Source organism: Stella humosa (genome assembly GCF_006738645.1).
In the GTDB taxonomy this organism is placed as follows: domain Bacteria; phylum Pseudomonadota; class Alphaproteobacteria; order ATCC43930; family Allostellaceae; genus Allostella; species Allostella humosa.
Map to the genome: position 1 here is coordinate 3,970,374 of NZ_AP019700.1, position 26,248 is coordinate 3,996,621.

Consider the following 26,248-nt stretch of genomic DNA (forward strand, 5'->3'; position numbering starts at 1 on the left):
TCGGTAGCCATTGCCTCTCGACCCCTCCCCGCCATTTATCGACCTTTTGCGCGCCCGCGGGCTGGTCGGCACCGACGGCGATCCGGCCATCCAACTCCTGCAATCGCGCGGCGACAAGACCATCCACCTGGTGGAAGGCACCGGCCGTGCCCTCGTCGTCAAGCAGACCTTTCCCGGCTGGTCGCAGGTCGAGGCGCGCATCCAGGCCCGCATGGCGGTGCTGGCACCCCGCAGCGTGCCGGCCGTGCTGGCCGAACTGCCCGAGATCCACGGCTTCGCCATGGCCTATGTCGACCCGCTTCAGGCCAGCCCCTGGGGCCAGGCGATGGACCTGGGCGAGCCGGAAGATGCCCAGGCCGCCAGGATCGGTGACTGGCTCGGCCGCCTGCACTTGGCCACGGCCGGCGACCCGACCCTGCAGCGGGCAGCCGCGCCCAACCGGAAACGCGCCAAAGAAGACGCCTCCCGGCTCAGCCTCTGCTGCCGCCAGCATCCCGGGCTGCGGCCGATCTGGCAGCGCACGATGGCGGAAACCTTCACCCGCCACGTGGCGCTGGCGCATGGCGATATCAACCCGACGAACATCCTGGTCGGCGACCAGCCGCCGGTCCTGATCGATTTCGAGCTCGCCTGGTATGGCGATCCGGCATTCGACTGCGGCCTCATGATCCGGTCGCTGCTCGAACGCGCGATGCCGCCGCGCCGGGCCGCGATCCGCGCCCGCCTGCCGCGCACCGTGCGGGCGTTCGCCACCGCCTGGCTACGGCATGTCGGCTGGGAGCCCCGGTTGGAGGCTGAAGACCGGGCCCTGCGTATCGCCCTGGTGGCCACGATCGGGGGATACCAGGAGGCGCTTGCCCGGGTCCGCCGGCGCCCGTCGCAGCGGGCCGTCCAGGACGTGGCGGCGCTGACCGACCTGCTGCTGTCCCCGCCCCTGACGCTCGACCGCATGACGGACGTCCTGGCTGCCTTGGCTATCGCGCCGCCGGCCGATGCCGACCGGTCAGTGCAGCCGGTCCTGCAGCCTGTACCAGGCACCCACGAAGGGTAGGAACCAGGGCGGGCCGAAATGGCCGCGGATGGCGGGCCAGGCGAAGGCGCGCCAGGGGTTGGCAGCGGGGTTTCCACCCATCACCTCGGCCATGACCTGGCCCATATGGACCGACATCTGCACCCCGTGGCCGCTGTAGCCCATGGAGTAGAACAGGCCATCATGCTCGCCGGCGCGCGGAAAGCGGTCGGCCGTCATGTCGACCAGGCCGCCCCAGCAATAGTCGATGCGCGTGCCTGCGAGCTGGGGAAAGATGTCCAGCATCGCCCGCTCCAGCACCTGGCCGCTCCTGGCATCGGATGTCGGGCTCGACATCGCGAAGCGCGCGCGGCCGCCGAAGATCAGCCGCTCGTCGGGCGAGACGCGGAAATAGTTGCCGATGATCCGGGTGGTGGTCGCCGTCCGCCGGGTCGGCATGATGGCGTCGATGCGCGCGCAGCCCAGCGGCTCCGTCGCGATCAGGAAGCTGCCGACGGGGATGATGCGCCGGCGGAAATGGAACAGCGGCCCCCGGATCGACGTGCCGGTGGCGAGTAGCACCTGCCCCGCCTCGACACTGCCGATGGCCGTGCGCAGCCGCCGGCCACCGCCCGGCAGGCGGTCGATGGCGGTGACGAGCGCATTCTCGTGGATGCGCGCGCCGTTGCGCGCCGCCACCTCGGCCAGGCCGACCCCGAAGCGGCCGACATGCAGCAGCGCGCTCCGGGGGTGGATGATCGCGCCGTGGAAGGCATCCGACCCGATCTCGGCCGCCAGTTCGCCCGGCCCCAGCAGGCGGGCTTCGGGATCGGCCTCGCGCACCAGGGCGGCGTGGCTGCGCTCCAGCTTGGCGAAATGGCCGGGCTTGGCCGCCAGCTTGATCTTGCCGGCGCGTCGAAAGTCGCAGGCGATGCCCTCGGCCGCGACCAGCGCCTCGACCGTGTCGACGGCGGCGTCGTAGGCGCGATAGAGGGCCAGCGCCCGCTCCGCCCCCAGGCTGGCGACGGTGCCCCCGAAATCATGGGCCAGGCCGTTGTTGCAATGGCCGCCATTGCGGCCGGACGCCTCCCCCACGACGCGACCGCCCTCCAGCACCACCACGCTGGCACCCTTGCGGGCCAGCGCCAAGGCCGCCGACAGACCGGTGAAGCCGCCCCCCACGACCGCCACGTCGACCCGGCCCTCGACCGGGCCGGGTGCGGCCGCCCCGAAGGGTGGTGCCGTGTCGAGCCAGTAGGATTCCAGCTTCATGGCTGGCGCTAGACGCCCAGCAGCTTCGCCAGGCCGCCGATGTCCCGCACCTCGTGATAGCCATATTCCGGGCAGGACGGGTCGTGGCCGCGGTTGACGAAGACCTTGTCGGTGATCCGCAGGTCATGCGCCGACATCAGGTCGTAGCGCAGGCTGGACGAGACGTGGAGGATGTCGCCCGGCCCGCAGCCGAGCTGGTCCAACATGTATTCGAAGGCCTGGAGGCGGGGCTTGTAGGCATTGGCCTGCTGGGCGGTGTATACGCGGTGGAAGGGCGCCCCCAGCTTGTCGACGTTCGACTGGATCTGGTCGTTCGACGCGTTCGACAGGATGACCAGCGGGTAGTGCTTGGCGACCCGCGCCAGGGGCTCGGCCACGTCGGCATGCGGCCCCCAGGTCGGCACCGCCTCGTAGATCGCCTTGCCGTCCGCCGGGCGGAACGGGATGCGCCACAGCTTGCAGGTGCGCTCCACCGCGTTCATCAGCACGTCGGCATAGGGCTTCCAGTCGCCCAGCACCTCGTCGAAGCGATAGGCGGCGAAGTCGCGGATGAAGCGGTCCATGCCATCGGCCGGGACGCGGTCGCCGAACAGTTCGCGCGACATCTCGGGCATGCGGAAGCGGGTCAGCGTGCCGTAGCAGTCAAAGGTGATGTACTTGGGCCGGAGCTGAGTCATGGCGGTCGTTCCGTGCGGCGGCTGGATCCCATGATGGAAGCGGCATATCGGCCCGGTGTACAAGCCCCCTCATCTGCGACGAACGACGGGCGGCACCGATGACCCTTTCCCCATCCCCTCTCCGCGCGCTGGTCGTGGACGACCTGGAAGCCGCCCACGACCTGTCCCGCGCGGTCGGCTGGGCGCATCGGCTGGACGACTGGCGCTTCGTCCATGGACTGGGCCACGGCTTTGCGGCCGACGATGCGGGGCGACTGGTCGGTACGGGCATGTACTGGCCGTTCGGCCAGGGCTTCGCCACGCTGGGCCTCGTGATCGTCGACCCCGCGCGCCAGGGGGCCGGCATCGGCCGGCGCCTGATGACGGGGCTGCTGGAGGCGATCGGCCCGCGCACCACCCTGCTGATCGCGACCGACGCCGGTGCACCGCTCTACGAGAAACTGGGCTTCGCCACCATCGGCGGCATCGTGCAGCACCAGGGCCAGGACTGCCGCGTGCCCGACCAGGCCATGCCCGCCGGCTGGCGCATACGCCCGGCCGCCATGGCGGACCTGGCGGCGCTGGCGGCGCTGGATACCCAGGCGACCGGGCTGGCCCGGCCCCATGTCCTGCAGGCGCTGCTGACGGTGGCCGAGGGCGCGGTGCTGGAGCGGGACGGGCAGCCGGTCGGCTTCGCCGTTTGCCGCCTGTTCGGGCGCGGCCGCGTCGTCGGCCCGATCGTGGCCCCGGACGAGGCCGGCGCCCGCGCGCTCATCGCCCACTGGATCGCGGCCTGTCCGGGCCAGTTCATGCGCGTCGACATCCCCGATACGGTCGGCCTCGGCCCCTGGCTGGAGGCCCACGGCCTGGCCCGCATCGCCCCCGGCATCGCCATGGCCCGCGGCCCCGCCCCCGTGCAGACCGGCGACGCGCGGCTGTTCGGACTGATCAATCAGGCGCTAGGCTGACGGCCTCCGCCCGCTTCCCCGATTCCCGCCGAGGAGCCCCCATGTCCGGCAGCTACGATCCGCGCACCTTCCAGGCGCCGACCTTTCACGACGCCACGCCCGCCTTCGCCGCCGGCAGCGACACCCCGCGCGCCTATCTGGAGCGCTGCCTGGCGGTGATCGCCCAGCGCGAGCCGGTGGTGCAGGCCTTCACCATCGTGAACCAGGACGGCGCCCGGGCGGCTGCCGACGAAAGCACCCGGCGCTGGGCCGCGGGCCGGCCGCTGTCGCCCATCGACGGCATGCCGATCGGCATCAAGGACCTGCTGGAAACCAAGGATATGCCGACCGAGATGGGCTGCGAGGCCTATCGCGGCAACTTCCCCAGGCGCGACAATGCCGCCGTCTCGGCCCTGCGCCGGGCGGGTGCCGTCGTCATGGGCAAGACGGTGACGGCCGAGCTGGGCGGCGCCCATCCCGGCGCCACCACCAACCCGTTCGACCCGGCGCGCACGCCGGGCGGCTCGTCGTCGGGCTCGGCCGCGGCGGTTGGGGCCGGCATGGTGCCGGCCACCGTCGGCTCGCAGGTCGGCGGCTCGATCATCCGGCCGGCCGCCTTCTGCGGCAACTATGCCCTGAAGCCGACCCAGGGCGGCATCAACCGCGGCGAGCGCCAGACCACCAGCATGAGCACGCACGGCATCCATGCCGGCTCGATCGAGGATGTCTGGGTGACCTCCATGGAGATCGTGCGCCATGCCGGCGGCGACCCGGGCCGGCGCGGCCTGATGGGGCCTTACACGACGCCCGGTGCCGTGAAGCCCGGCCGCCTGATCGTGCTGGAGACCGAGGGCTGGCCCGACGTCGACGACCCCACCCGCGGCGCCTTCGCCGCCGTGCTGGAGGGGCTGGAGAAGGCCGGCGTCACCCTGCTGCGGCGCGGCGATCATGCCTGGATCGAGGCGCTGGAGCGGGCCGTCGCCAACGGCCGCAGCCTGTGCGGCGGCATCACCGCCTGGGAGAACCACTGGGGCCACCGCAACCTGGTCGACGTGGCCGGCGACAAGGTGAGCGCACGCGCGCGGGCCACGCTGGAAAAGGCCGAGGCGATGACGCTCGACGACTATCGCACCCTGCTGGCCGATCGCGACGCCGCCCAGCAGCGCCACGCCACCCTGGCGCCGCTGGCAGACGCCTGCATCATGCTGTCCTGCCCCGGGCCTGCCCCCCTGTGGCCGGGCGACCGGCCGGGCCAGCCGCTGGCGCCGCGGCCGACCGGCGACTTCGTCTTCAACGCCCCCAGCTCGATGCTGTTCGCGCCGGCCTTCACCATGCCGTTGATGGGTGTGGGCGGCATGCCGGTCGGCGTGCAGCTTATGGGCCAGCAGCACGAGGATGCCCGCATCACCGCCATGGCCCGTTGGGTCATGGGGGCGGTGGCGCCAGTCGTGGCCTGAGGGGCGCCGCCATGCCGTACCTGATCGCGGCCGACCTGCCGGACGAGCCGGCGGGCGTGCGCTTCCGCCGGCTGGTCGAGCGGCCCGGCATCCTGCGCATGCCGGGCGCGCACAACGGCATGGCAGCACTCCAGGCCAAGGCGGCGGGGTTCGAGGCGCTCTATTTGTCGGGGGCCGCGATGACCGCCTCCATGGGCCTGCCCGACCTCGGCATCATCACCATCGAGGAGGTGTGCTTCTTCATCCGCCAGGTCGCCCGCTCGTCCGGGCTGCCGCTGCTGGTCGACGGGGACACCGGCTATGGCGAGGCGCTCAACGTGATGAACATGGTCCGCGCCTTCGAGGATGCCGGCGCGGGTGCGGTCCATCTGGAAGACCAGTTGCTGCCCAAGAAGTGCGGCCATCTGAACGACAAGAAGCTGGCCGACGCCCGCGACATGGCGGCCAAGGTGGCCGCCGCCGCCCGGGCGCGACGCCACCTCTACGTCGTCGCCCGCACCGACGCCGCGGCGTCCGAGGGGTTGGACGGGGCGATCGCCCGCGCGCGGCTCTACCGCGAGGCCGGCGCCGACGCCATCTTCCCCGAGGCGATGACCAGTGCCGAGATGTTCCGCGCCTTCGCCGCGGCATTGCCCGGCGTGCCGCTGCTGGCCAACATGACGGAGTTCGGGCGCACGCCCTATTTCACGGGCGCGGAGTTCGCGGAGATGGGCTATCGCATGGTGATCTGGCCGGTCTCGTCGCTGCGCGTGGCCAACAAGGCGCAGGCCCGGCTCTATGCGGCACTGCGCCGGGACGACAGCACGCACGAGATGCTCGACCACATGCAGACCCGGGCCGAGCTCTATGCCACCATCGGCCTGCACGACTACGAGGCGCTCGACGCCTCCATCGTCCAGACCATCGTTCCACCCGCCATCGGCAATGGCTGAAGTCCCCTCCTGCCGGAGTCAGACATCCATGACCGACACCCACACCGCCTCGCTCGACCAGCGCACCCGCGCCCTGGAATCGGCCCTGGCCGACCGCGGCCTGCTGCCGCCCGGCTTCGTCGAGGAATTCACCGCCCATGCCGAGGAGCAGTGGGTGACCGCCAACGGCGCCCGCATGGTGGCGCGCGCCTGGACCGACGGCGACTTCCGCGAGCGGATGCTGAAGGACGGCCGGTCGGCCGCGGCCGAGATGGGCTTCGGCATGCCCGAGCATCACCGCCATCTGGTGGTGCTGGAGAACACGCCCGACATCCACAACCTGATCGTCTGCACGCTCTGCTCGTGCACCGCCTACACGATCATCGGGGCCGCACCCGACTGGTACAAGGACATGGAGTACCGCGCCCGCGTCGTGCGCGAATCCCGCACGGCCCTGAAGGAGATGGGGCTGGACCTGCCGGCCAGCACCGAGATCCGGGTGTGGGACACGACGGCGGACACCCGCTACATGATCCTGCCCGTGCAGCCGCCGGCGACACAGGGCTGGCCGGCGGACCGGCTGGCGGACATCGTCACGCAGGCGTCGATGATCGGCACCGAGCGGCTGGACGGCGTCGGCACGCCCGCGGCGGCGAAGGAGTAGGCGCCATGGACGGCATGCACGACCTGGGCGGCAAGCAGGGCTTCGGCCGCATCGCCTACCCCGCCCGCCCCCATGACGAGACCTGGGAGCCGCTGGCCCGCGCGCTGTCGGCCTGGGCCGTGAAGAACCGGCACTACAACATGGACGAGTACCGCCACGCGATCGAACGCATGGCGCCAATCCACTACATCTCCGCCCCCTACTACGAGCGCGTGCTGACGGCCGCCGCCACCCTGCTGGTCGAGAAGGGCGTCGTCACCGCAGCCGAACTCGCCGCCCGCGTCGACGGCACCTTCCCGCTGTCCCTGCCGCTCGGACCCGGCCGCGAGGCCGTCCCGCCGCAGAGCTTCGCCATCGGCGAGACCGTGCGGGTGCGCAACCTCTTCGTCCCCGGCCATGTCCGCATGCCGGGCTACATCCGCGGCAAGCAGGGCGTCGTCGTCCACATCTCCCCGCCCTACCCCTTCCCGGACGCCCACGCCCACAACATGCAGGCGGCCGAGGAGCCGACCTACGACGTGCGCTTCCGCTCCACCGAGCTGTGGCCGGAATCGGCGGACGAGGCGTTCGTCCATGTGGGAGTGTTCCAGAGCTATCTGGAGAAGGTGCGAAACCGGGCATAAGCCCGGGCCATTGGTCTGCACTGGAGAAAAAGCGCACGATGTCGGCCAGCGAGCCCCTAGATGCGACCATCCCACATATGGCACGATTTAAAAAATGAGGCGGCTGTGCTAAGCACAGCCGCCAGTTTGGATACCGTCCATATTTGGCCCACTCAAGGCCGCTGGCCCCCGCGAAGGGCCTGCGGCCTTTCTCATTCCCGCGCCGCGTCCGTGAGCATGACCACGGCTGGGGACACTCTCCTGAGCATAACTGCTCCCTCCTGCCGATCCCAATGGGCCGACGCATCTTAGATAGCCCGCCCCCTCCGATTCCGCAACTCACTTCTTTCGTCTCTTCTCCCAAGCAGAGAGATCCTGATAGCCCCGCAGCATAACCTCCCTCTCTCCCTCTCTTGCGCTGCACTCTGATCGATGCCACATTTGCATCCAAACAGACGGAGCGCCTCATGACCGACACCCCGATGATCGACGAGAAGGCCAAAATCGAGCGAAGCCCCTCCTATCCGTTCATTTCACTTCGAAAGGCCGAAGAGCGTACAAAGCAATTCTGGGAAAAGCATCGCAAAGAATCCGCGCGGCTCGCCACAATTGCTTCGACCTGGGGATATGGCGCAAAGAGCAGCGGCCTCCAACAAACCGTTGGCGCTCTGAAGCAATACGGATTGATGGAGGATCAGGGTAGCGGCGACGATCGGAAGGTTCAACTCACTGAGCTTGGGCGGCGGCTTGTGGCAGATCACCGGGAAGGTGCACGCGGAGCCGCCTTGCGCGAAGCCGCCATGCGGCCGCGTCTTTTTCAAGAGTATCGGCGCTGGATAACTGATCCTCCCAGCGAAACTCATTGCCTTAGCGAGCTAGAGCTGGATCGGGGATTCAATCCCACTGCCGCAAGCGTCTTCTTGAAAGCCTTTACAGAAACAGTTGCTTTTGCAGGACTTCGGGCCACCGAGGCATCATCGAGCCCTACGATCGATCTCACCTCAGACGATGACAGTTTAGACGAGATAGATAACCCAACATCTCACATCAAGGCAAATCATGATCATAATATCACCGCAACGCCTGAACAAATACCATTGAGCGATCGACTTAAAGTACAATTAACCGTCGGATCATTGTCGGTGAGCGCAGTACTTCGTTCTTCTAAAGAAGTTGACACGCTGATTCAATTTCTGGAAGCAAACAAACCTCTACTATCTAATTAAATACTGAATGTGTATATGTAACATTACATGGTACTTTATCTATTCAGATACTCTGACCGTCTACCCTCCTCCGTCACGATCATCCCCATCGGGATGTCGTGCGGCTGCGGATAGATCGTCGGGATCGCGAACAGGCTGAAGCCGACGCCCACAACCGTGCGACCGGCTGGCAGAACGGCCAGCGTGCGGTCGAAATAGCCGCCGCCATAGCCCAGCCGCCAGCAGGCGCGGTCGAAGCCGACGATCGGGGCCAGCACGATGTCGGGGACGACCTCGGGGCCGTCGACCGGGGTCGGGATGTTCCAGACGCCGGGTTCCAGCCGGTCGCCGCGTCGCCAGCGGCGGAAGACCAGCGGGCGGCCCTTCTCCGCCACTACCGGCAGGGCGTAGCTGGCACCGCGATCGGGCAGGGTGTCGGCCCAGGTGCGCAGGTCGGGCTCGGCGCGGATCGGCCACCAGCCGCTGACGGTAAGGCCGTCGAGCGGGCCGAGGCTGGCGTCCAGATGGGCGGCGATGCGATCGCACCAATGCCGTCGCAGGCTGGGATCGAGCGCCATGCGGGCGGCGATCAGGCGCTGGCGTTCGGCCTTGCGCCAGCGCGCGACGTCACGGCGCTGCTGGGCATCCTCCGGCGCCGCGGGCAGGCCGAGCCAGGCCGGGTCGAGCTCGTGCATGAAGCAGGGTGGGGAAGCGTATCCCGCGGGAAGGTCGTCGTCCGGCCGGTCGGCCATCGCCATCCTCCTGACTGGAGGGGCGATCCTACCCCAGCGCGATGTCGAGGAACATCATGCCGACCAGGCCCACCATCAGGGCCAGGATGGCGTGGCCGTCCTCGTCCTCGCGCTGCGACAGGGGGATGATCTCGGCCGCCACGACATAGATCATGGCCCCGCCCGCGATGCCCAGCCCCCAGGGCAGGAGCCAGCCGACATTGACGACCACGAGCACGCCGAGCAGGCCGCCCAGCGGTTCCACCAGGCCGCTTGCCAGGGCCGCCGCGAAAGCCCAGCCACGGCTGTAGCCGAGCGTCGCCAGCGACGCCGCCACGGCCAACCCCTCGGGCATGTTCTGGACGCCAATGCCGACGGCGGTCGCCAGCCCCTGGTCGAAGTCGCCGCCGCCGAAGCTGACGCCGACCGCCATCCCCTCCGGAAAGTTATGCAGCGTGATGGCGATGACGAAGAGCCAGATGCGCCGGATCATGCCCGTGGGATCGCCCGAGGGGCCGATCACCAGATGGTCGACCGGGGCCAGGCGGTTGAGGGCGGCGATGCCGCCCGCTCCGAGCGCCACGGCCAGGGCCATGATCGCGGCCGCCACCGCCGGGCCGTTGCCGGCCTTCTCCAGCACCTCCACCCCCGGCATGATGAGGGAGAAGAACGAGGCCGCCAGCATGACGCCGGCCGAGAAGCCGAGCAGCACGCGCTCGCGACGCTCCGTCGGCGGGTCCATGAAAAGGATCGGCGCCGCGCCGACGGCGGTCAGCAGCCCCGCCAGCAGGCTGCCGACCGAACCGAGCAGGATCGGCGACAGCGTTTCCGGCGTCATGCCCCGCCGGCGGCCAGCCAGTCGGCGCGGTCGATGAAGAAGAAATCCACCATGTGCGTTCCGAAATCCCGCTGCCCATCCGGCCGCATGCCGACCTTCAGCAACACCCGTTGCGAGGCGGCATTGTCGGGATTGGTGGTGGCGACCATGCGTTCCAGCCCCAGCGCGTCGAAGCCGAATTCCAGGAAGCGGCGGGACAGCTCGGTCGCGTAGCCCGTGCCCCAGGCGGCCGGTTCCAGCATGTAGTTGATCTCGACCGCCTGCAACCGCTCCACCCAGAAGAGGCCGCCGCGACCGACAAAGGCGCCGGTGTCGGTCGCGAACACCGCAAACGGGCCATAGCCGCGCTCGCGCCACTGGGCCTGGGCCAGTTCGATGATGCGCTGCGCCTGCCCGGGCGGGTCGGCCGCGATCGCCTTGGCGCTCGACAGGTAGCGGTGAACCGCCGGCTGGGCGATCAGCGCCGTATAGTCGGCCAGATGCTCCTGGCCGAGGGGAACCAGGGTCAGGCGCTGGGTCGCGAGGGTCGGCGGCAAGGGCGGCTCCGGCTGGCGGCTGGCGAGTCGTTGCGAATCTCTCGCAACTTCTAGCGTAGCCCGCCGGCCGGAGTCCACATGCCTAGGCCTTCATTCCAGTGATCGAGCCGCTGATCGCGCGCGGGTCGCGGTTGGGCCAGCGCCCCGCTTCCACCTGGGCCAGGAAGTCGCCGACCAGGCGGTTGTAGGCGTCCGGCTCTTCCAGGTTGATGGCGTGGCCGGCGTTGGGAATGATGGCCAGCGCCGAGTTGGGGATCGTGTGCTTCATCAGCAGGCCCGGCTGCAGGCAGGGCCAGTCCTCGTCGCCGCTCAGCAGCAGGGTGGGCACGGTGATGCCCTTCATCTCCTCGACGAGATCATAGAGCGAGGGCCGCTCGCGCTGCACGCCGATCTGGGTGTTGGCCGAGCCCAGGGCCGAATGCTCCGACAGGATCTGCTTGAACTCCGCGAAGCCGCGCGGGTCCTTGTTCTGGAACTGCACCCGCGACGGGCCGAAGGCGTATTTCTCGGCGAAGGCCTGCATCCCTTCCTTCAGGATGAAGGCGGAGATGACGTCGGCCTCTGCCCGGAAACGCTCCTTCTGGCCGACTTCGGCGCCGTAGCCACAGCCGCCGATGCAGAGCGACAGCGCCCGGTCCAGGTGGCGCAGGCCGAAATGCAGGGTGGCAAAGCCGCCCATCGACAGGCCGACGATGTGGGCCTTGTCGTAGCCCAGATGGTCCAGGATGGCGGCGATGTCGTCGGCCGCGCGCGCCTGCGAATAGGAAGACGGGCTCTCGGGCACGTCGGACGGCTCGAAGCCGCGGGCGTTATACGCGACGCAGCGATGGCGCTTGGCGAAGTGGCGCATCTGCGGCTCCCAACTGCGCAGGTCGCCCGCGAACTCATGGACGAAGATGACCGGGCTGCCGGAGCCGGATTCCTCGTAGTAGAGGCGCACGCCATCGTTTGTGGTCGCATAGGCCATCGCTCGTCACTCCCCCGTCAACTGTCCTCGAGTTCGGCCGTCCCGGTGTCGCCCGGCAGGCCGTAGGCGGACTCCGCCAGCGCCCGCGCGATCACCCCATGGGACCGCCGCATCAGTTGGCTCGCCCGCCGGCGTGCCAGGTCGGCCTTGCCGGCCAGCACCGCCTCGGCCACGCCGCCATGGCCTTCCAGGGTCATCGCCAGCATCTCGCGCGACTGGAGGTGGGCCAGGTAGCGGTAGCGCAATGCCTGCTTCTCGATACCGGCCACGATACGGATCAGCGTCTGGTTCTGCGACAGGGCATGGATCGCGCGGGTGAAGGCGACATTGTGCTGGAAGAAGGTCGGCACGTCGTCAGCCGTGAAGGCCGCCTGCAAGCCGGCCAGCAGCCGCTCCACCAGCGCCCGGCCCTCGTCGTCGATGCGCCGCGCGGCCTCGGCTGCCGCCAGGCCTTCGAGCCCGACGCGGCAGGCATAGACCTCGTCCAGGTCGCGCCGGCTCATCGGCGTTATGCTGACGCCGCGCCGGGCGGCCCGGATCACCAGCCCGTCGCCCTCCAGCATGCGGAAGGCCTCGCGGATGGGCGAGCGGCTGACGCCGAAGCTGGCGCCGACCTCTTCCTCCAGGATGCGGGTGCCGGGGGCCAGTTCTAGGAAGACGATGCGGTCGGACAGCACGCGCGCGATCTCGGTCGCGATCACCGATGGCAGGGCGAAATCGCCGCCGCGCAGCAGTCCTGGGCCCACACCCCAGGCCGGCGTGCCGGGAACGGCGACGCTATCCGAGGACATAGCCGCCATCGGCGATCACCGTCTCGCCGACGATGTAGGCGGCCGCGTCCGAGGTCAGGAACAGGGCCAGCTTGGCCATCTCCTCGGCCGTGCCCCAGCGCCCGGCCGGCACCCGCGCCAGCCCGCGATCGCCGGAACTGCCGGCCTGCACCGTCGCCCGCGACATGCGAGTGAGAGAGCGCCCCGGTGCCAGGCAGAGGACGCGCACGCCATGGGGCGCCCATTCGACCGCCGCCCCGCGCGTGATCTGCGAGATGGCGGCCTTGGCCGCGGCATAGACCGCGCGGTTCTCGCCGCCGGAAAAAGCGGTCTGGGAACCGATCGACAGGATGACGCCGCGCCCACGCGCGACCATGCCGGCGCCCACGAGCTGGATCAGGCGGATCGCGCCCACTAGGTCGATGTCGATGACGCGGCGCACCTCCTCGAGGCTGGTTTCGAGCAGCGGCTTGGCCACCAGCACGCCGGCATTGCTGATGAGCACGTCGACCGGGCCGGCCGCCTCGACCAGGCGCGCGACGGAGGCCGCGTCGGCCTGATCATAGACATGGGCCTCGGCGCCATGGCGCGCAGCCACCGCGGCCAGGGGCCCTTCCTCGATGTCGGCCAGGACCAGCGTGGCGCCGGCCGCATGGAACGCCGCCGCCATCGCAGCACCCAGGCCATTGGCAGCCCCCGTGACCAGCACCCGCCGGCCGGCGAAGTCGAGATCGGCCGCCAGGGTCACGCGGCGCCCCGCTGCTGCACCCAGTCCCGCGTGGCGACCGCTCCGGCGGCGATGCTGGTCGACGGCGCGAAGCCGAGATCGCGGCTGGCGGCATCGATCGACAGCGCGCCCAGCCCGAAGGTGTTCCAGGCCAGTCCCTGCGGATCGAGCGCCAGGCGCACGCCCGGCACGGCCTGGCCGACCTCGGCCACGATCTCCTCGATCGTCTGCGTGCGCCCGGGGCCGATGTTGTAGGCGCGCCTCGGCAGGCTGGGGGTATCCAGGGCAGCCCGGATCGCCGTCACCACGTCGCCGACGAAAATGTGCTGGCGGCTGCGCCCGGGCGCCGGATGGACCGGGGTCGGGCGACCGGCCAGCCCGTCCTCCACCAGCGTGCGGATCAGGCAGGCGGTGGTGCGGCCGGGCCCGTAGCAGGACGCGACGCGCAGCGCCACGGCATCCACCCCCTGCTCGGCATGATACGCATGGACCAGCGCCTCGCCCGCCGCCTTGGTCGCGCCATAGACCGTGTGCGGTCGCAAGGGCGTGTCCTCGCTGACCGGCACCAGGTCGCCGCGCTCGCCATAGGCCATGATCGAGGAGAACCAGACGATCCGGCCAAGCCGATGGGTGCGCGCGGCATCCAGCAGCCCCATCAGCCCGCCCAGGTTGATGTCGCAGATGCGCGCCGGATTGTCGCCGAGCAGCATCGGGCCGGAAATGCTGCCGGCATGGACGACCCGGCGGACGCCGAAGCGCACGATCGCCTCGTGCCAGCGCTGCGGGTCGGGCAGGTCGTGGGGCAGGAACGGCACGCCCATCCGGTCGAGGTCAAGCCCCGGCGGCGGCGCGCGATCCATCGCCACCACCGGCAGGCCGTCGGCCACGAACCGGCGCAGCACGGCGGCCCCGATCAGGCCGCCGATGCCGGTGACGAGGATCGGCCCGTCGGTCATACGGCAGCACTCATTCCGCAGCGGCGGCGAAGAGCGCCTGCGGCGGCACGATGGTCGCCACCCGCCGCACCTCCAGCCGGGCGCCGTCGGCGACCTTCAGGATGGCCAGGCCCAATTCGTCGATCGGTACCGTGCCGGCGACAACGCTGGCGTCGGTGCGCAGCCAGGCCCGCAAGGGGGCCGCCTGGCGCGCATCCACCTCGACCACGTCGTCCTCGACCAGGCCGGCCGCCGCGGCGTCGCGCGGGTTGAGGCGGCACACGCGCCGCCGGCTGACCGCGCCCGCCTCGTAGGCGTTCTCGACCGTGACCGCGGTCAGCGCAAAGCGCGCCGCGCGCTGGCGCTTGCGCAGCGCCTCGGTCGCCACCGCATCGGCCACGCCCTTGGCATCGAGCGCCACGCCATAGAGGTCGCGGGCGGCGCCGCGCGAGACGTAGCCCTCGCGCACGTCCTCGGCCACCTTCGCCGGCTCGCGCAGCAGCGGGTCGCCATAGCCGCCGCCACCGGCGGAGCGGACGACGACGATGCTGCCGTCGCCGACCGGATGGCCGGCGATCTTGCCCGGCGTGTCGAAGCCCTCGATCACGCCCTTGTTCTCGATCCACGAGCCGACCGGCACGCCCGACAGGCCGCCCAGCACGCCGAAGGCCGGCACGACCGCGCCGTCCGACAGCAGCGAATAGCGCGAATCGGGTGCCAGCACGCGCATCGACCGCTGCATCGACAGCCCGCCGCGCGTGGTGCCGGCGCCGCCGGAATCGGTCGCCAGGCGCGATGTCTCGACCACCAGCGGCATGCGCGTCTCGATCACCTCGGACGACTGCACGGTGACGAGGTCGCCCCAGTCGATGGTCGCCATGGCGCTCGGTCCGTCGCTCTCGCGGAAACCGCCATTACCGCCGGCCGACCATTCGTAGTGCACCCACTCCCGCTTCGTGCGGCCGTCATAGCCGCCGATCAGGTTGTGGAAGGACGTGCGGCACAGGTCGCCCGCCACCCGGTCGGGCACCACCTGGGACAGGGCGCCGACCATGGTGGCGATCACCCGCTTGCGGATCTCGCCATGGGACCCCGCCGGCGCCGGGCGCTGGACGTTGACGATCGACCCGGGTGGCGCGTTTACCTCGATCGGCCGGAACGAGCCCTGGTTCAGGGGCGCGGCCGGGTCGAAGATGGACTTCACCGCGATGAAGACCGAGGCGGCGGTGACGGCGGCCGTCGAATTGACCGGGAACGGCACCTGCGGGGAGGCACCGGTGAAGTCGGCCACCATCCGGTCGCCGGCCACGGTCAGCGCCAGCGGCAGCAGCAGCGGCTCGAACTGGCCGCCCATGTAGGTCTCGAGATAGTCCTCGAAGCGGTAGGTGCCGTCCGGCAACCCCGCGATGCAGGCGCGCATGCGCGCCTCCGACCGGTCGAGGTCGAGGCGGACGGCCTCCAGCAGCAGGTCGACGCCGTAGCGCGCACACAGCTCGTGGATGCGCTTCTCGGCCACCCGGCAGGAGGCAAGGCTGGCCTGGAGATCGCCCAGCCGCTCGTCCGGCACCCGCATGTTCGACAGCAGCAGGTCCAGTGCCGCATCGTTGAAGCGCCCGCCCTCCAGGATCTTGATGGGCGGGATGCGCACACCCTCCTGGTAGATCTCGGTCGCCTTGCCCGACATGCTGCCCGGCACCATGCCGCCGACATCGGCCCAGTGGGCGCGCACGGCCGGGAAGAAGATCAGCCGCCCGTCCTGGAACACCGGATAGATGACGGTGACGTCGTTCAGGTGCGTGCCCCCGGTATAGGGGTCGTTCGAGAGGATGACGTCGCCCGGCTTCAGGTCATGGCCGAGCTTTTCCATGGCCGAGCGTACCGACCAAGGCAGCGGCACGACGTGCGAGCCGATGTCCTCGGACTGCGCCACGACCTGGCTGTCGGGCGCGAACAGGCCGCAGGAGAAATCCTTGGCGTCGTAGATCGCCACGGAGCTGGCCGTGCGGCAGACGGTCGCCCGCATCTCGCGGACGATGGAGATCAGGCCCTGGGTCAGGACCTCGAGCGTGATCGGGTCGATCTTCATGGCGTGTCTCCTTCGCCGCGGCGCAGCACAAGGCAGCCGATGCGGTCCAGTTCGACCGACCAGCCGGGCGGGACGACGGTCGAGGAGCCGTCCTCTTCGACGATGGCGGGGCCGGCGATCGGGTGGGCGACCGGTAGCCGGTCGCGGTCGAGGATCGGGGTCGGCTGCTCGACGCCGTCGAACACCACCGGCCGCGTGCCGAGATCGGCCGCCGCCAGGGTGCGGCCGGCATCCTCGATCGGCGGCAGGGTCGGCTTGTCGGACAGGCCCCAGGCGGCGATGCGATAGCTGACGATCTCGATCGGCGCCGTCGTCGTGCCGCCGTAGCGCGCGGCATAGACCGCCTCGAACGCCGTCACGATGCCGGCCATGTCGGTGACGTCGGTGGCACACGGCACCGAAAGCTCGAACGACTGGCCAGCGTAGCGCATGTCGAGGCTGGCGGCGAAGCGGCGGCGGTCGGCCGGGAACCCCGCCCCCTCCAGCTCGGCCTCGCCGTCGGCCAGCAGCTCGGCCAGCATGGCGCGCAGGTCGGCCGCCGTCAGGTCGTCGATCGCCCGGACGCGGGTCCGCACCAGGTCGCGGCGGACATCGGCCACCAGCAGGCCGAAGGCCGAGAAGTTGCCCGGCATCGGCGGCACCACCACCGTGCGCATGCCGAGCTCGTCGGCGATGGCGGCCGCCTGCAGCGGGCCCGCCCCGCCATAGGGCAGCAGCGCGAAGTCGCGCGGGTCGATGCCGCGCATCACCGACACTTCCTTGATGGCGCCCGCCATGGAGACGACGGCGATGCGCAGGATGCCCTCGGCCATGGCTGCGGCCGCCAGGCCGACCTCGGTGCCCAGGCGCGCCACGGCCGCGGTCGCGGCATCGCGGTCCAGGCGGATTTCGCCGCCCAGCAGACGGTCGGTGCCGAGCCGGCCCAGCGCCAGGTTGGCGTCGGTCACGGTCGGCTCCAGCCCGCCGCGACCGAAGCAGGCCGGCCCCGGGAACGCCTTGGCCGAGCGCGGCCCGACCGAGAGGAAGCCACCGCTGGCGACGGCCGCGATGCTGCCGCCGCCGGCGGCGATGGTGTTGATGTCGATCTGGCGGATCTTGACCGGGAAGGCGCCGACCCGGCCCTCGGTCGTCATGCCGAACTCGCCGCCGCGCACCAGGCAGACGTCGGTCGAGGTGCCGCCCATGTCGCAGGTGATGACGTCGGGAAAGCCCGCTTCGCGGCCGACATAGCCGGCCGCAATGACACCGGCGGCCGGCCCAGACAGCATCGACAGGACCGGCATGGCCTCGACCCGGGCGGCCGGCAGGGTGCCGCCGTTCGACGTCATGATCGACAGGGGTGCCCGGATACCTGCCCCCTCCAGCCGGTGGCGCAGCTCGCCCAGGTAGCGGCGCATGCGCGGCGCCACATAGGCGTTGAGTGCGGTGGTCGAGAAGCGCTCGTACTCGCGATACTCCGGCAGCACCTCGGCCGAGCCGGTCACCACCGCCCCTGGCAGCATCCCGGCCAGGATGGCGGTCGCCCGGCGCTCATGGTCGGGGTTGGCATAGGAATGCAGGAAGCAGACGGCGACCGCCTCGATCCCGTCCTCGGCCAGCAGGCGGCCGACCGCGGCCACGCTGGCCTCGTCGAGCGGGACCGCGACCGAGCCGTCGACGGCCAGCCGCTCGCCCACCTCGTGGCAGCGCGAGCGCGGCACCAGCGGCCGGTTCGGCGGCGCCTTGATGTTGTACATCGCCATGCGGTTGCCGCGGCCGACCACCAGCACGTCGCGATGGCCGGCGGTGGTGACGACCGCCAGGCGGGCGCCGTCGCCCTCCAGCGCGGTGTTGGTGGCGACCGTCGTGCCATGGACGATGCGCCCCAGCCCATCCTGCCCCAGATTCAGCCGGGCGACCCCGGCCAGGATGCCCTCAGACTGGTCCTGCGGGGTGGAAGGGGTCTTGAGGACCCGCAGCCGACCGGTTGCCCGCTCGAACAGCACCAGGTCGGTGAAGGTCCCGCCGACATCGACGCCCAGCCAATCCATGCCCAAATCGCTCCTCGACGCGCGTTCGCTGATTTCGTTCAGTTTCCGGTGAAGCGGGGTGCCCGCTTCTCGACGAAGGCGCGTGCGCCCTCGCGATAGTCCTGGCTGTCCATGGCGTGGGCCAGGACGCCGTCGATCTCGTGGGCGCGGGCAGCCGCCGTGCCGTCGGCCAGCGCCTCCAGCACCAGCTTGGCCCCGGCGATCGACAGGGGTGCGTTGGCGGCGATCTGGCCGGCATAGGCGCGCGCGCCCTCGAGCGCCGTACCCGTCTCGGCCACCATGTCGACCAGCCCCATCTCCCGGCAGTCGGCCAGTTCGAAGGCGCGGCCCGCATAGAGCACGCGCTTGGCGTTGGCCAGGCCCACCTGGCGCAGCAGCAGCCCGCAGTCGAGCGGCCCGTAGACGATGCCCAGGCGCGCGGCCGGAATGCCCATCTTCGCCGTCATGTCCGCCAGCCGGAAATCGCAGGCGAGCGCCAAGCCGCAGCCGCCGCCCATGGCATAGCCCGAGACGGCCGCGATGGTGGGCCGCGGGCAGTCGCGCACGGCCCGCGTGGCCGCGTCGGCGGTTGCCTCGTAGACCTCGCCCATGGCGGCATCGGCCCGCACGGTGGCGAATTCGGAGATGTCGGCGCCGGCGCAGAAATTGCCGCCGGCACCCGTCAGGATGACCGCCCGCACATTGGCGTCGGTTCCCAGGCGCTCGAACGTGTCCCGCAGCCGGCCCCACATCGCCAGCGACACGGCGTTGCGCTTGGCCGGCCGGTTCAAGGTCACGACGGCGACCCCGTCCTCCTCGGCGACGATGATGTCCTCGGCCACGAAAATCCCCTTCGGCTCGTGTGTTGCAAGGATGGCGATCTCGTGTACTGTATACAAGAGCTTTCGTGACGAGGGGAGGATGGGTTGCCCGGCGCGCTCCATGGTCTGACGGTTCTCGACCTCACTAGCCACCTTTCCGGCCCGTATTGCGCCATGCTCCTGGCCGACCACGGCGCGGACGTGATCAAGGTCGAGCGGCCCGGAACCGGCGACGACGCGCGGCGCATGCCGCCCTTCGTGAATGGCGAGGGCGCGCCCTTCATGATCTGGAACCGCAACAAGCGGTCCGTCGCCATCGACCTGAAGTCGCCCGAGGGCAAGGCCGCACTCTTGAAGCTGGTCGACGGCGCCGACATCCTGATCGAGAACAACCGGCCCGGCGCCATGGACCGGCTGGGCCTGGGCTGGGACGTGCTGCATGCGCGCAACCCGCGCCTGATCCAGGGCTCCATCTCGGGCTTCGGGCAGACGGGCCCCTATGCCGAGCGCGGCGGCTTCGACCTGGTGAGCCAGGGCATGTCCGGGTTGATGAGCATCAACGGTGCGGCCGACGGCCCGCCGCACCGGCTGCCCATCGCCATTTCGGACGTGGCGGCCGGCATGCACCTGGCAATCGGCCTATTGGCCGCCGTCGAGGCCCGCCACCGCACCGGCCGCGGGCAGATGGTCGAGACCTCGCTGCTGGAATCCGCGCTGTCCTTCCTCGTCTACGAGGCGGCCCATGTCTTCGCCACCGGCCAGCGGCCGGCGCGCCTGGGCCAGGCCCATCGCGGCAGCTCGCCCTACCAGGCGTTCCAGACGGCCGACGGCTGGATCACGGTGGGTGCCGGCCAGCAGAATTTCTGGGAGCGCCTGTGCGACATCCTGGAAGTGCCGGAACTGGTCGCCGACCCGCGCTTCGTGACCAATGCCGATCGGGTGGCCAACAACGACGTGCTGGTGGCGTTGCTCCAGCAGCGGCTGCTGCTGCAGCCGTCGCAGCACTGGCTGGACGCAATGGACGCGGCTGCCATCCCCGGCGGCCCGATCCTGCATTGCGACGAGGTGCTGGCCGACCCGCACATCATTGCGCGCGGCATGGTGGCCGAGACCGAACACCCGCACACAGGCACCTTCCGCACGCTGGGCGTGCCGGTGAAGATGTCCGAGACGCCGGGTTCGGTACGCCGGCCGCCGCCGCGCCTGGGAGAACACACGGCCGAGGTGCTCGGCACCGTGGATGGGGCCGGTCCGGCATCGGCGGCGAAGAACCGCCGGGCCTAGGAACGGCTCTTGCTAGAGGCTCACCGACGAAGCAGGGAGTTGGCGATGGTTGTGCAACGGAGTTTGAAGATCGGCGCGGCTGGCCTGTTCATGGCCGCGCTCGCCTTGCAGGGCGCGCATGCCCAGGTCCCGGGCGTCACCGCCGATACGATCAAGATCGGCACGTTCGGCGCGCTGACCGGGCCGGGCTATCTCTACGGCAAGCTGCCGATGAACGGCATCGACGTCGTGTTCGACGAGATCAATGCCAAGGGCGGCATCCATGGCCGCAAGCTCCAGCTCGTGCGCGAGGATGATCGCTGCGACCCGGCCGCCGCCATCGGCGCGGTCAAGAAGCTGATCCACCAGGACGCGGTCTTCGCGATGATCGGCGGCGGCTGCAGCAACGCCACCTTCGCCGCGCGCGAGACGATCGACGAGGCGAAGATCCCACTGGTCGTCATGGCGTCCGTGCATGACGGCATCACCACGCCGACCCCGCCCACCATCTTCAGCGCCGCCACCACCTCGTCGATCGAGAGCCAGGCGCAGCTGCAGTTCGCCATCGACCAGGGCGCCAAGCGCATCGCCATCATTTCGATGCGCGATAGCTGGGGCCGCGCCCGCTACAACCCGATGATCGAGGCCTTCGCCAAGAAGGGCATCAAGCCGGTCGCCGACGAAGAGCTGTCGCCCGACGCCAACGACGCCACGGCCCAGGTGCTGCGCCTGAAGATGGCCAACGCCGACGCCGTGCTGATGGTGCTCTATCCCAAGCCCGCCGCCGTCTTCGTCCGGGATTCGCAGAAGCTGGCCTTCAAGCCGCTGGCCATCGGCCAGACCGGCATCGCCGACCCGGCCGCCTTCGAAGACCAGGTCGCCTCGCCGGGGGCGACCGCCAACTTCCGCACCATCTCGATGGTCAGCATGACGCCGCAGGACCCGGCCGCCGAGAAGTACCGCAAGGCGATCGAAGCGAAGTTCCCGGGCGATCGCCTGTCGGTCTACAACCTGTTCGGCATCGGCAGCGCCCAGGTGATGGCAGAGGCCCTGCGTCGCGCCGGGCCCGAGCTCACCCGCGAGAAGCTGGTTGCCGCCCTGAACGGCCTGAAGGACTTCAAGATCGACGTCTATCCCGGCCCGATCACATGCTCCGAGACCGACCATCGCTGCCACAAGACGCCGGCCTGGATCGCCAAGGACCCGGGCGGTCCGGTGCGTGTCCTGGGCGCGACCAAGGTCGAGTAGCGGCCTTGCTGCTGCTCAGCTACCTGCTGTTGAGCGGGGTGACGACAGGGGCGCTCTACGCCCTTGTCGCACTCGGCATCGTGGTCGTGAACAAGGCGACCGGCGTGATCAACTTCGCCCATGGCGAGCTGTTCATGTTCTCGGGCTTCGTCGCCTGGACCCTGCATGTGCAGATGGGGGTGATGTACCCGGTGGCCCTGCCGCTGGCGGTCGCCGCCGGCTTCCTGCTGGGCGCCTTGACCGACCGCATCGCCTTTCGCCCGCTGATCAAGGCGGACGTGATCAGCCTCGTGCTGGCCACGGTCGGCATCGCCTTCGTGCTGCGCGGGCTGGCCCGCGTAATCTGGGGCGGCAAAGGCGACTACCTCTCCTTCCCGCCGATCACCTCGCCCGAGCCGGTGATGATCGGCGAGATCATGGTGATCCCGCAGCAGTTGGCCGTCCTGGCCGGCGCCATCGTCGTGATGCTGGCATTCGCCGCCTTCTTCCGCCTGACGCGGGCTGGCAAGATGATGCAGGCGACGGCCGACAACTCCAAGGCCGCCACCCTGGTCGGCATCCGCACGGCGCGCATCTACACCCTCTCCTTCGGCACCGGGGCCGCCATCGCGGCGGCTGCCGCCGTCCTCATGGCGCCCCTGACGCTGCTCTATCCCGACATGGGCTTCTCGTTCTTCATCAAGGGCTTCGCCGCAGCCGTGCTGGGCGGGCTGACCAGCCTGCCGGGTGCCGTCCTGGGCGGGCTGATCATCGGGGTCATCGAGGCGCTGGCGGGTGGCTACATCCATTCCAGCTTCATCGAGGTCTCGGCCTTCGTCGTCATCATGCTGGTGCTGGTGGTGCGCCCGACCGGGCTGCTCGGCGCCGGCCGACTGCGGCGGGTCTGATCCAATGGCATTGTTCGGTCGTCGCAACGTCCTGCTGGTGCTGCTCGTCGCAGCAGTGCTGGCCCCGCAATTCGTCAACACCTACCACCTGTTCGTCGCCAACCTGATCCTGGTCTATGTCCTGCTGTCGATCGGGCTGAACATCCTGGTCGGCTATGCCGGCCAGCTCGCCTTCGCCAATGCAGCCATGTTCGGCATCGGCGCCTATGGCACCGGCCTGCTGCAGGTGCATTTCGGCTGGCCCTTCTGGCTGGCCTTCCCCACGGGGGCGGTGATCGCGACCTCGGTCGGGCTCGCCATCTCGCTGCCGGCGCTCCGCCTCAGCGGGCTCTACCTGGCGCTGTCCAGCCTGGCCTTCGCCCAGTTCACGCAGTGGGTCTTCCTGCACTGGGAATCCGTCACCTTCGGCGCGGGCGGCTTCAAGACACCGACCGTGTCGTTTGCCCCCCTGCCCGTCTCCAAGCCGATCGGGCTCTACTATCTGAGCCTGATCCTGGCGGTCGCCCTCTTCCTGCTGGCGCAGAACCTGGTGCGCTCGCGCCTCGGCCGGGCCTTCGTGGCGGTGCGCGACGGCGAGGTGGCGGCCCAGTCGCTCGGCATCGACCTCCTGCGCTACAAGGCGCTCGCCTTCGGCATCAGCGGCTTTTATGCCGGGATCGCCGGCGGCATCTATTCGGCGATGCTGAACTTCGTCTCGCCCGAAGGCTACGACCTGTTCCAGATGGTCCTGCACAAGGCGATGATCGTGGTGGGCGGCCTGGGCTCGATCGCGGGGTCCGTCCTCGGCGCCGGCGCCATCGTCGGCCTGCTGGAGGCGCTGCGCGAGGTGAAGGGCATCCAGGAAATCGCTTTCGGCGCAATCCTCGTCATCTTCATCCTCTTCATGCCGGGCGGGCTGATCGCCTTCCTGAAGACCCGGGTCCCCGGCTGGGAGGAGCCGTTGCACCGCCGCGGCCGCGGCGACGCGCCCACGGTCAGTACCACGCCCGCGACCAAGGTGGTGCGGCCATGAGCACGGCACTCCTTTCCATCCGCGATGTCTCCGTTGGCTTCGGCGGGGTGAAGGTGCTGGATGGCATCTCCATCGACGTGATGCCCGGCGAGATCCGCGGCCTGATCGGCCCCAACGGCGCCGGCAAGACGACGCTGCTGAACGTCATCTGCGGCATCCACGCGCCGCACCAGGGTGACGTGCTGCTGGACGGCACCTCGATCGTCGGCCTGAAGCCCAGCCGCATCGCCGGCCTGGGCCTCGGCCGCACCTTCCAGACCTCGCAGCTCTTCCGCGGCATGACGGTCCTGGAAAACCTGATGACCGGCCTGCACCGCCGCACCACGGCCGGCATGCTGGGGGCGGCCTTCAACCTCGCCAGCTATCGCGAGGAGGAGGAGCGGGCCGAGGAAGCCGCGCGCAAGGCGCTGGAGTTCATCGGCATGGCCGACTTCGCCGAGCGGCCGGGCACGGCGCTTTCCTTCGGGCAGCAGCGCGTCATCGAGATCGCCCGCACGCTCATCGGCGACCCCAAGGTGGTGCTGCTGGACGAGCCCGCCGTCGGCCTCAGCATCAACCGCTTGGCGGAGTTCGACACCCTGCTGCGCCGCATCCGCGACGAGAAGGGCGTCACCCTCATCCTGATCGAGCATGTCATCCGGCTGGTGATGGACGTGTGCGACCAGGTGACGGTGCTGAGCTCGGGGCGGCGCATCGCCGACGGCCCGCCCGACCAGGTGCGCAACGACCCCGACGTGATCGAAGCCTATCTCGGGAAGGAACTCCGTGCTCGACATTCGGCATCTTAAGGTCGCCTACGGCATCACCGAGGTGCTGCGGGACGTTTCGTTCCAGGTGCCGACGGGCTCGATCGTGGCGCTGCTGGGCGGCAACGGCTCGGGCAAGACGACCATGCTCAACACGCTGACCGGGCTGGTGCGCCCGGTCGCCGGCTCCATCACCTTCGAGGGCAAGGAGTGCGCGGGCCTGGCGCCGGACGGCATCGTCCGCCGCGGCATCGCCCAGGTGCCGCAGGGGCGCGAGGTGTGGCCCACCATGTCGGTCCACGACAACCTGGAGCTGGGTGCCGCCACGCGGCGCGACTGGCCCGGCATCCGGTCCGACCTGGACGATGTCTACGCCATGTTCCCCAAGCTGAAGGTCCACAAGCGCCGCCATGCCGGCAGCCTCAGCGGCGGCGAGCAGCAGATGGTGGCGATCGGCCGCGCCCTGATGGCCCGTCCCCGATGCCTCCTGATGGACGAGCCCTCGGCCGGTCTGGCGCCATCGATCGTCGGCGACATGGTCGACACCATCCTGGCGCTGAACCGCCGCGGCCTCACCATCCTGCTGGTGGAACAGAACATCGGCGTCGCCGCCGCGGTGGCAGAGCATGCCCACATCCTGCAGGGCGGCGAGATAGCCTTCTCCGGCCCCGCCGCCGGCCTGATCGACAACCCGGCGGTGCTGCGGTCGTATCTGGGGCGGTGACCTTCGACCGCCATATGACATTTCCATGACAACCCCGCTGCCCACCCACTAAGGTCGCCGCCCGGCGACGAAGGGGTGGGCAGGCGATGGCGGCAGGTGGCGCTTCGGCGTGGCGGACGACGCTGCTTTCGGCGGGCGTCCTGGCCTTCGCCGGGATGGGCGATGCGCTGATCTATGTCGTGCTGCCGATCGAGGCCGCAGCCTTCGGGCTGTCGCTGACCTGGGTCGGCATCCTCTTGTCGGCCAACCGGTTTGCCCGCGTTCTGCTTTATGGCGAGATCGCGCGACTCGGCATCCGGGTCGGCCCCCGCAACCTGTCGATCGCGGCCGCCGTGGCCTCCATCATCTCCACCTTCATGTACGGGCTGGTGGACAGCCCGTGGCTGCAACTGGTGGCGCGCATCATGTGGGGGCTGTCCTTCGCCGCCCTCAACCTGACGACGCTGACCTATGCCTGGGGCGACGGGCGCGACGGCCGGTCGGGCACGCGCATGGGGGCCAGCCGCGGGCTGCGCCAGACCGGCCTTGCCTTCGCCTGCGCGGCGGGTGCGTGGGCGGCCGTCGCGATCGGCCCGCGGGAGGCCTTCCTGGCGATCGGCATGCTGTCCCTGCCCTGCCTGGCGCTGGCCCTGATGCTGCCGCGGGCCGAGCCCGGCAAGCGGTCGGAGGAACGGGTGTGGACCCGGCCGGCCCCGGTGGACGTCTACATCTTCGCCTTTGGCGCGGTCATCGACGGAGGCTTCGTCATGACCATGGCCCTGGTCCTGGGCGAGGATGCCGGCCCGCGCGAGGCGATGATCGCGGCCGGCCTGTCCTGGGCCCTGCGCTACCTCGTGGTGGTGGCCGTCGCCCCCGTCAGCGGGGTGCTGTGCGACCGCTGGGGGGCGAACCGGCTGTTGCTGTTCTCGTCGGCAACGGTGATCGCCGGCCTGCTGGCCGTCACGCTGGGATGGGCCTATGCCGGCGTCATCGCGGTCGTCGTCACCCGCGCCATGGTCGACACCACCGCCCCCATCGTCGCCGCCCAGACGGCGCGTGGCGAGGTGCTGATCGCGGTATCGCGCAACGCCACTTGGCGCGACATGGGGGCCGCGGTCGGCCCGGTGATCGCCGGCTTCACCCTGGGGCTGGTGAGCCTGCCGCCCTACTATGCCGGCATGGCCGCCATCCTGGCGGCCGTCACGCTGTGGATGGCGCGCGTCGTGCTGCGCGCGCCATGACCACC

26 protein-coding genes are annotated in these 26,248 nt (G+C 70.0%); 14 read left to right on the forward strand and 12 right to left on the reverse strand.

From position 1 onward, the window contains the following. The first annotated feature begins 10 nt into the window (after positions 1-10). The gene (locus STVA_RS18640; RefSeq protein ID WP_123693292.1) at positions 11-1,051 is read left to right on the forward strand and encodes an aminoglycoside phosphotransferase family protein; all 1,041 of its coding nucleotides are present in this window, start codon (positions 11-13) and stop codon (positions 1,049-1,051) included. Here the strand turns inward: STVA_RS18640 and STVA_RS18645 are convergent. Continuing rightward, on the reverse strand, positions 1,004-2,281 hold the full coding sequence (locus tag STVA_RS18645; protein WP_123693290.1) for an NAD(P)/FAD-dependent oxidoreductase: 1,278 nt from the start codon (positions 2,279-2,281) through the stop codon (positions 1,004-1,006). The genes STVA_RS18640 and STVA_RS18645 overlap by 48 nt on opposite strands. A gap of 8 nt (positions 2,282-2,289) precedes the next feature. Continuing rightward, complete coding sequence (locus tag STVA_RS18650) at positions 2,290-2,958, reverse strand: haloacid dehalogenase type II (protein ID WP_123693288.1); 669 nt, start codon at positions 2,956-2,958, stop codon at positions 2,290-2,292. Positions 2,959-3,056: 98 nt separating this feature from the next. Here STVA_RS18650 and STVA_RS18655 point away from each other — a divergent pair, with 98 nt between their 5' ends. From STVA_RS18655 to STVA_RS18680, 6 genes are all read left to right on the forward strand, one after another. After that, positions 3,057-3,905: a GNAT family N-acetyltransferase gene (locus STVA_RS18655; RefSeq protein WP_123693286.1), complete on the forward strand. Its 849-nt coding sequence runs from the start codon at positions 3,057-3,059 to the stop codon at positions 3,903-3,905. Positions 3,906-3,946: 41 nt separating this feature from the next. Then, entirely contained in the window at positions 3,947-5,341 is a 1,395-nt protein-coding gene (locus STVA_RS18660; protein WP_123693285.1) for an amidase, read from the forward strand. 11 nt (positions 5,342-5,352) lie between these two features. After that, entirely contained in the window at positions 5,353-6,273 is a 921-nt protein-coding gene (prpB, locus tag STVA_RS18665) for a methylisocitrate lyase (protein ID WP_123693283.1), read from the forward strand. Between the two features lie 28 nt (positions 6,274-6,301). Then, on the forward strand, positions 6,302-6,916 hold the full coding sequence (locus tag STVA_RS18670; protein ID WP_123693281.1) for a nitrile hydratase subunit alpha: 615 nt from the start codon (positions 6,302-6,304) through the stop codon (positions 6,914-6,916). Positions 6,917-6,921: 5 nt separating this feature from the next. Further along, a complete protein-coding gene (locus tag STVA_RS18675) occupies positions 6,922-7,539 on the forward strand; it encodes an SH3-like domain-containing protein (protein ID WP_123693279.1) in 618 nt (205 codons plus the stop codon). Between the two features lie 446 nt (positions 7,540-7,985). After that, a complete protein-coding gene (locus STVA_RS18680) occupies positions 7,986-8,744 on the forward strand; it encodes a hypothetical protein (RefSeq protein WP_142235819.1) in 759 nt (252 codons plus the stop codon). A 35-nt stretch (positions 8,745-8,779) separates the two neighbouring features. Here the strand turns inward: STVA_RS18680 and STVA_RS18685 are convergent, their stop codons facing one another. The 10 genes from STVA_RS18685 to STVA_RS18730 form a co-directional block, all read right to left on the reverse strand. Further along, complete coding sequence (locus STVA_RS18685) at positions 8,780-9,475, reverse strand: 5-formyltetrahydrofolate cyclo-ligase (RefSeq protein ID WP_123693906.1); 696 nt, start codon at positions 9,473-9,475, stop codon at positions 8,780-8,782. A 28-nt stretch (positions 9,476-9,503) separates the two neighbouring features. After that, positions 9,504-10,292, reverse strand: a complete 789-nt coding sequence (locus tag STVA_RS18690) for a ZIP family metal transporter (RefSeq protein WP_123693277.1) — start codon at positions 10,290-10,292, stop codon at positions 9,504-9,506. Next, on the reverse strand, positions 10,289-10,828 hold the full coding sequence (locus STVA_RS18695; protein WP_170216624.1) for a GNAT family N-acetyltransferase: 540 nt from the start codon (positions 10,826-10,828) through the stop codon (positions 10,289-10,291). The genes STVA_RS18690 and STVA_RS18695 overlap by 4 nt, the downstream gene beginning before the upstream one ends. An 82-nt stretch (positions 10,829-10,910) precedes the next feature. After that, positions 10,911-11,795, reverse strand: coding sequence for an alpha/beta fold hydrolase (locus STVA_RS18700; protein ID WP_123693273.1), 885 nt, complete (start codon positions 11,793-11,795; stop codon positions 10,911-10,913). 17 nt (positions 11,796-11,812) lie between these two features. Continuing rightward, positions 11,813-12,586: a GntR family transcriptional regulator gene (locus STVA_RS18705; RefSeq protein ID WP_170216623.1), complete on the reverse strand. Its 774-nt coding sequence runs from the start codon at positions 12,584-12,586 to the stop codon at positions 11,813-11,815. Beyond that, complete coding sequence (locus STVA_RS18710; protein ID WP_123693269.1) at positions 12,573-13,313, reverse strand: SDR family NAD(P)-dependent oxidoreductase; 741 nt, start codon at positions 13,311-13,313, stop codon at positions 12,573-12,575. Before STVA_RS18710 ends, STVA_RS18705 begins: the two co-directional genes overlap by 14 nt. Beyond that, a complete protein-coding gene (locus STVA_RS18715; RefSeq protein ID WP_123693267.1) occupies positions 13,310-14,248 on the reverse strand; it encodes an NAD-dependent epimerase/dehydratase family protein in 939 nt (312 codons plus the stop codon). The genes STVA_RS18710 and STVA_RS18715 overlap by 4 nt, the downstream gene beginning before the upstream one ends. 10 nt (positions 14,249-14,258) lie before the next feature. Continuing rightward, a complete protein-coding gene (locus STVA_RS18720; protein ID WP_123693265.1) occupies positions 14,259-16,313 on the reverse strand; it encodes a hydantoinase B/oxoprolinase family protein in 2,055 nt (684 codons plus the stop codon). Further along, positions 16,310-18,343 (reverse strand): hydantoinase/oxoprolinase family protein, encoded by a 2,034-nt coding sequence (locus STVA_RS18725; protein WP_123693263.1) that lies wholly within the window; start codon positions 18,341-18,343, stop codon positions 16,310-16,312. Before STVA_RS18725 ends, STVA_RS18720 begins: the two co-directional genes overlap by 4 nt. A 38-nt stretch (positions 18,344-18,381) precedes the next feature. Beyond that, positions 18,382-19,164, reverse strand: a complete 783-nt coding sequence (locus STVA_RS18730) for an enoyl-CoA hydratase/isomerase family protein (RefSeq protein ID WP_197735673.1) — start codon at positions 19,162-19,164, stop codon at positions 18,382-18,384. Positions 19,165-19,317: 153 nt separating this feature from the next. Between STVA_RS18730 and STVA_RS18735 the strand changes: the two genes are divergently transcribed. The 7 genes from STVA_RS18735 to STVA_RS27720 all read left to right on the forward strand — a co-directional run bounded on the left by STVA_RS18735 (position 19,318) and on the right by STVA_RS27720 (position 26,243). Beyond that, a complete protein-coding gene (locus STVA_RS18735; RefSeq protein WP_245978458.1) occupies positions 19,318-20,427 on the forward strand; it encodes a CaiB/BaiF CoA transferase family protein in 1,110 nt (369 codons plus the stop codon). 45 nt (positions 20,428-20,472) lie between these two features. Next, complete coding sequence (locus STVA_RS18740; protein WP_123693259.1) at positions 20,473-21,654, forward strand: ABC transporter substrate-binding protein; 1,182 nt, start codon at positions 20,473-20,475, stop codon at positions 21,652-21,654. Between the two features lie 5 nt (positions 21,655-21,659). Beyond that, positions 21,660-22,541, forward strand: a complete 882-nt coding sequence (locus tag STVA_RS18745; RefSeq protein WP_170216622.1) for a branched-chain amino acid ABC transporter permease — start codon at positions 21,660-21,662, stop codon at positions 22,539-22,541. 4 nt (positions 22,542-22,545) lie between these two features. After that, positions 22,546-23,553, forward strand: a complete 1,008-nt coding sequence (locus STVA_RS18750; RefSeq protein WP_123693255.1) for a branched-chain amino acid ABC transporter permease — start codon at positions 22,546-22,548, stop codon at positions 23,551-23,553. Then, positions 23,550-24,341: an ABC transporter ATP-binding protein gene (locus STVA_RS18755; RefSeq protein ID WP_123693253.1), complete on the forward strand. Its 792-nt coding sequence runs from the start codon at positions 23,550-23,552 to the stop codon at positions 24,339-24,341. Before STVA_RS18750 ends, STVA_RS18755 begins: the two co-directional genes overlap by 4 nt. Further along, positions 24,319-25,023: an ABC transporter ATP-binding protein gene (locus tag STVA_RS18760; RefSeq protein WP_123693251.1), complete on the forward strand. Its 705-nt coding sequence runs from the start codon at positions 24,319-24,321 to the stop codon at positions 25,021-25,023. The genes STVA_RS18755 and STVA_RS18760 overlap by 23 nt, the downstream gene beginning before the upstream one ends. A gap of 86 nt (positions 25,024-25,109) precedes the next feature. Then, on the forward strand, positions 25,110-26,243 hold the full coding sequence (locus STVA_RS27720) for an MFS transporter (RefSeq protein ID WP_170216621.1): 1,134 nt from the start codon (positions 25,110-25,112) through the stop codon (positions 26,241-26,243). The last annotated feature ends 5 nt before the right edge of the window (positions 26,244-26,248 follow it).

What these genes read in the sequence shown, in the direction of transcription:
- STVA_RS18645 (WP_123693290.1), bottom strand. Translation starts at nt 2,281, where the DNA reads ATGAAGCTGGAATCCTACTGGCTCGACACGGCACCACCCTTCGGGGCG.
- STVA_RS18650 (WP_123693288.1), bottom strand. Translation starts at nt 2,958, where the DNA reads ATGACTCAGCTCCGGCCCAAGTACATCACCTTTGACTGCTACGGCACG.
- STVA_RS18655 (WP_123693286.1), top strand. Translation starts at nt 3,057, where the DNA reads ATGACCCTTTCCCCATCCCCTCTCCGCGCGCTGGTCGTGGACGACCTG.
- STVA_RS18660 (WP_123693285.1), top strand. Translation starts at nt 3,947, where the DNA reads ATGTCCGGCAGCTACGATCCGCGCACCTTCCAGGCGCCGACCTTTCAC.
- prpB (WP_123693283.1), top strand. Translation starts at nt 5,353, where the DNA reads ATGCCGTACCTGATCGCGGCCGACCTGCCGGACGAGCCGGCGGGCGTG.
- STVA_RS18670 (WP_123693281.1), top strand. Translation starts at nt 6,302, where the DNA reads ATGACCGACACCCACACCGCCTCGCTCGACCAGCGCACCCGCGCCCTG.
- STVA_RS18675 (WP_123693279.1), top strand. Translation starts at nt 6,922, where the DNA reads ATGGACGGCATGCACGACCTGGGCGGCAAGCAGGGCTTCGGCCGCATC.
- STVA_RS18680 (WP_142235819.1), top strand. Translation starts at nt 7,986, where the DNA reads ATGACCGACACCCCGATGATCGACGAGAAGGCCAAAATCGAGCGAAGC.
- STVA_RS18685 (WP_123693906.1), bottom strand. Translation starts at nt 9,475, where the DNA reads ATGGCCGACCGGCCGGACGACGACCTTCCCGCGGGATACGCTTCCCCA.
- STVA_RS18690 (WP_123693277.1), bottom strand. Translation starts at nt 10,292, where the DNA reads ATGACGCCGGAAACGCTGTCGCCGATCCTGCTCGGTTCGGTCGGCAGC.
- STVA_RS18700 (WP_123693273.1), bottom strand. Translation starts at nt 11,795, where the DNA reads ATGGCCTATGCGACCACAAACGATGGCGTGCGCCTCTACTACGAGGAA.
- STVA_RS18705 (WP_170216623.1), bottom strand. Translation starts at nt 12,586, where the DNA reads ATGTCCTCGGATAGCGTCGCCGTTCCCGGCACGCCGGCCTGGGGTGTG.
- STVA_RS18715 (WP_123693267.1), bottom strand. Translation starts at nt 14,248, where the DNA reads ATGACCGACGGGCCGATCCTCGTCACCGGCATCGGCGGCCTGATCGGG.
- STVA_RS18720 (WP_123693265.1), bottom strand. Translation starts at nt 16,313, where the DNA reads ATGAAGATCGACCCGATCACGCTCGAGGTCCTGACCCAGGGCCTGATC.
- STVA_RS18725 (WP_123693263.1), bottom strand. Translation starts at nt 18,343, where the DNA reads ATGGATTGGCTGGGCGTCGATGTCGGCGGGACCTTCACCGACCTGGTG.
- STVA_RS18735 (WP_245978458.1), top strand. Translation starts at nt 19,318, where the DNA reads ATGCTCCTGGCCGACCACGGCGCGGACGTGATCAAGGTCGAGCGGCCC.
- STVA_RS18740 (WP_123693259.1), top strand. Translation starts at nt 20,473, where the DNA reads ATGGTTGTGCAACGGAGTTTGAAGATCGGCGCGGCTGGCCTGTTCATG.
- STVA_RS18750 (WP_123693255.1), top strand. Translation starts at nt 22,546, where the DNA reads ATGGCATTGTTCGGTCGTCGCAACGTCCTGCTGGTGCTGCTCGTCGCA.
- STVA_RS18755 (WP_123693253.1), top strand. Translation starts at nt 23,550, where the DNA reads ATGAGCACGGCACTCCTTTCCATCCGCGATGTCTCCGTTGGCTTCGGC.
- STVA_RS27720 (WP_170216621.1), top strand. Translation starts at nt 25,110, where the DNA reads ATGGCGGCAGGTGGCGCTTCGGCGTGGCGGACGACGCTGCTTTCGGCG.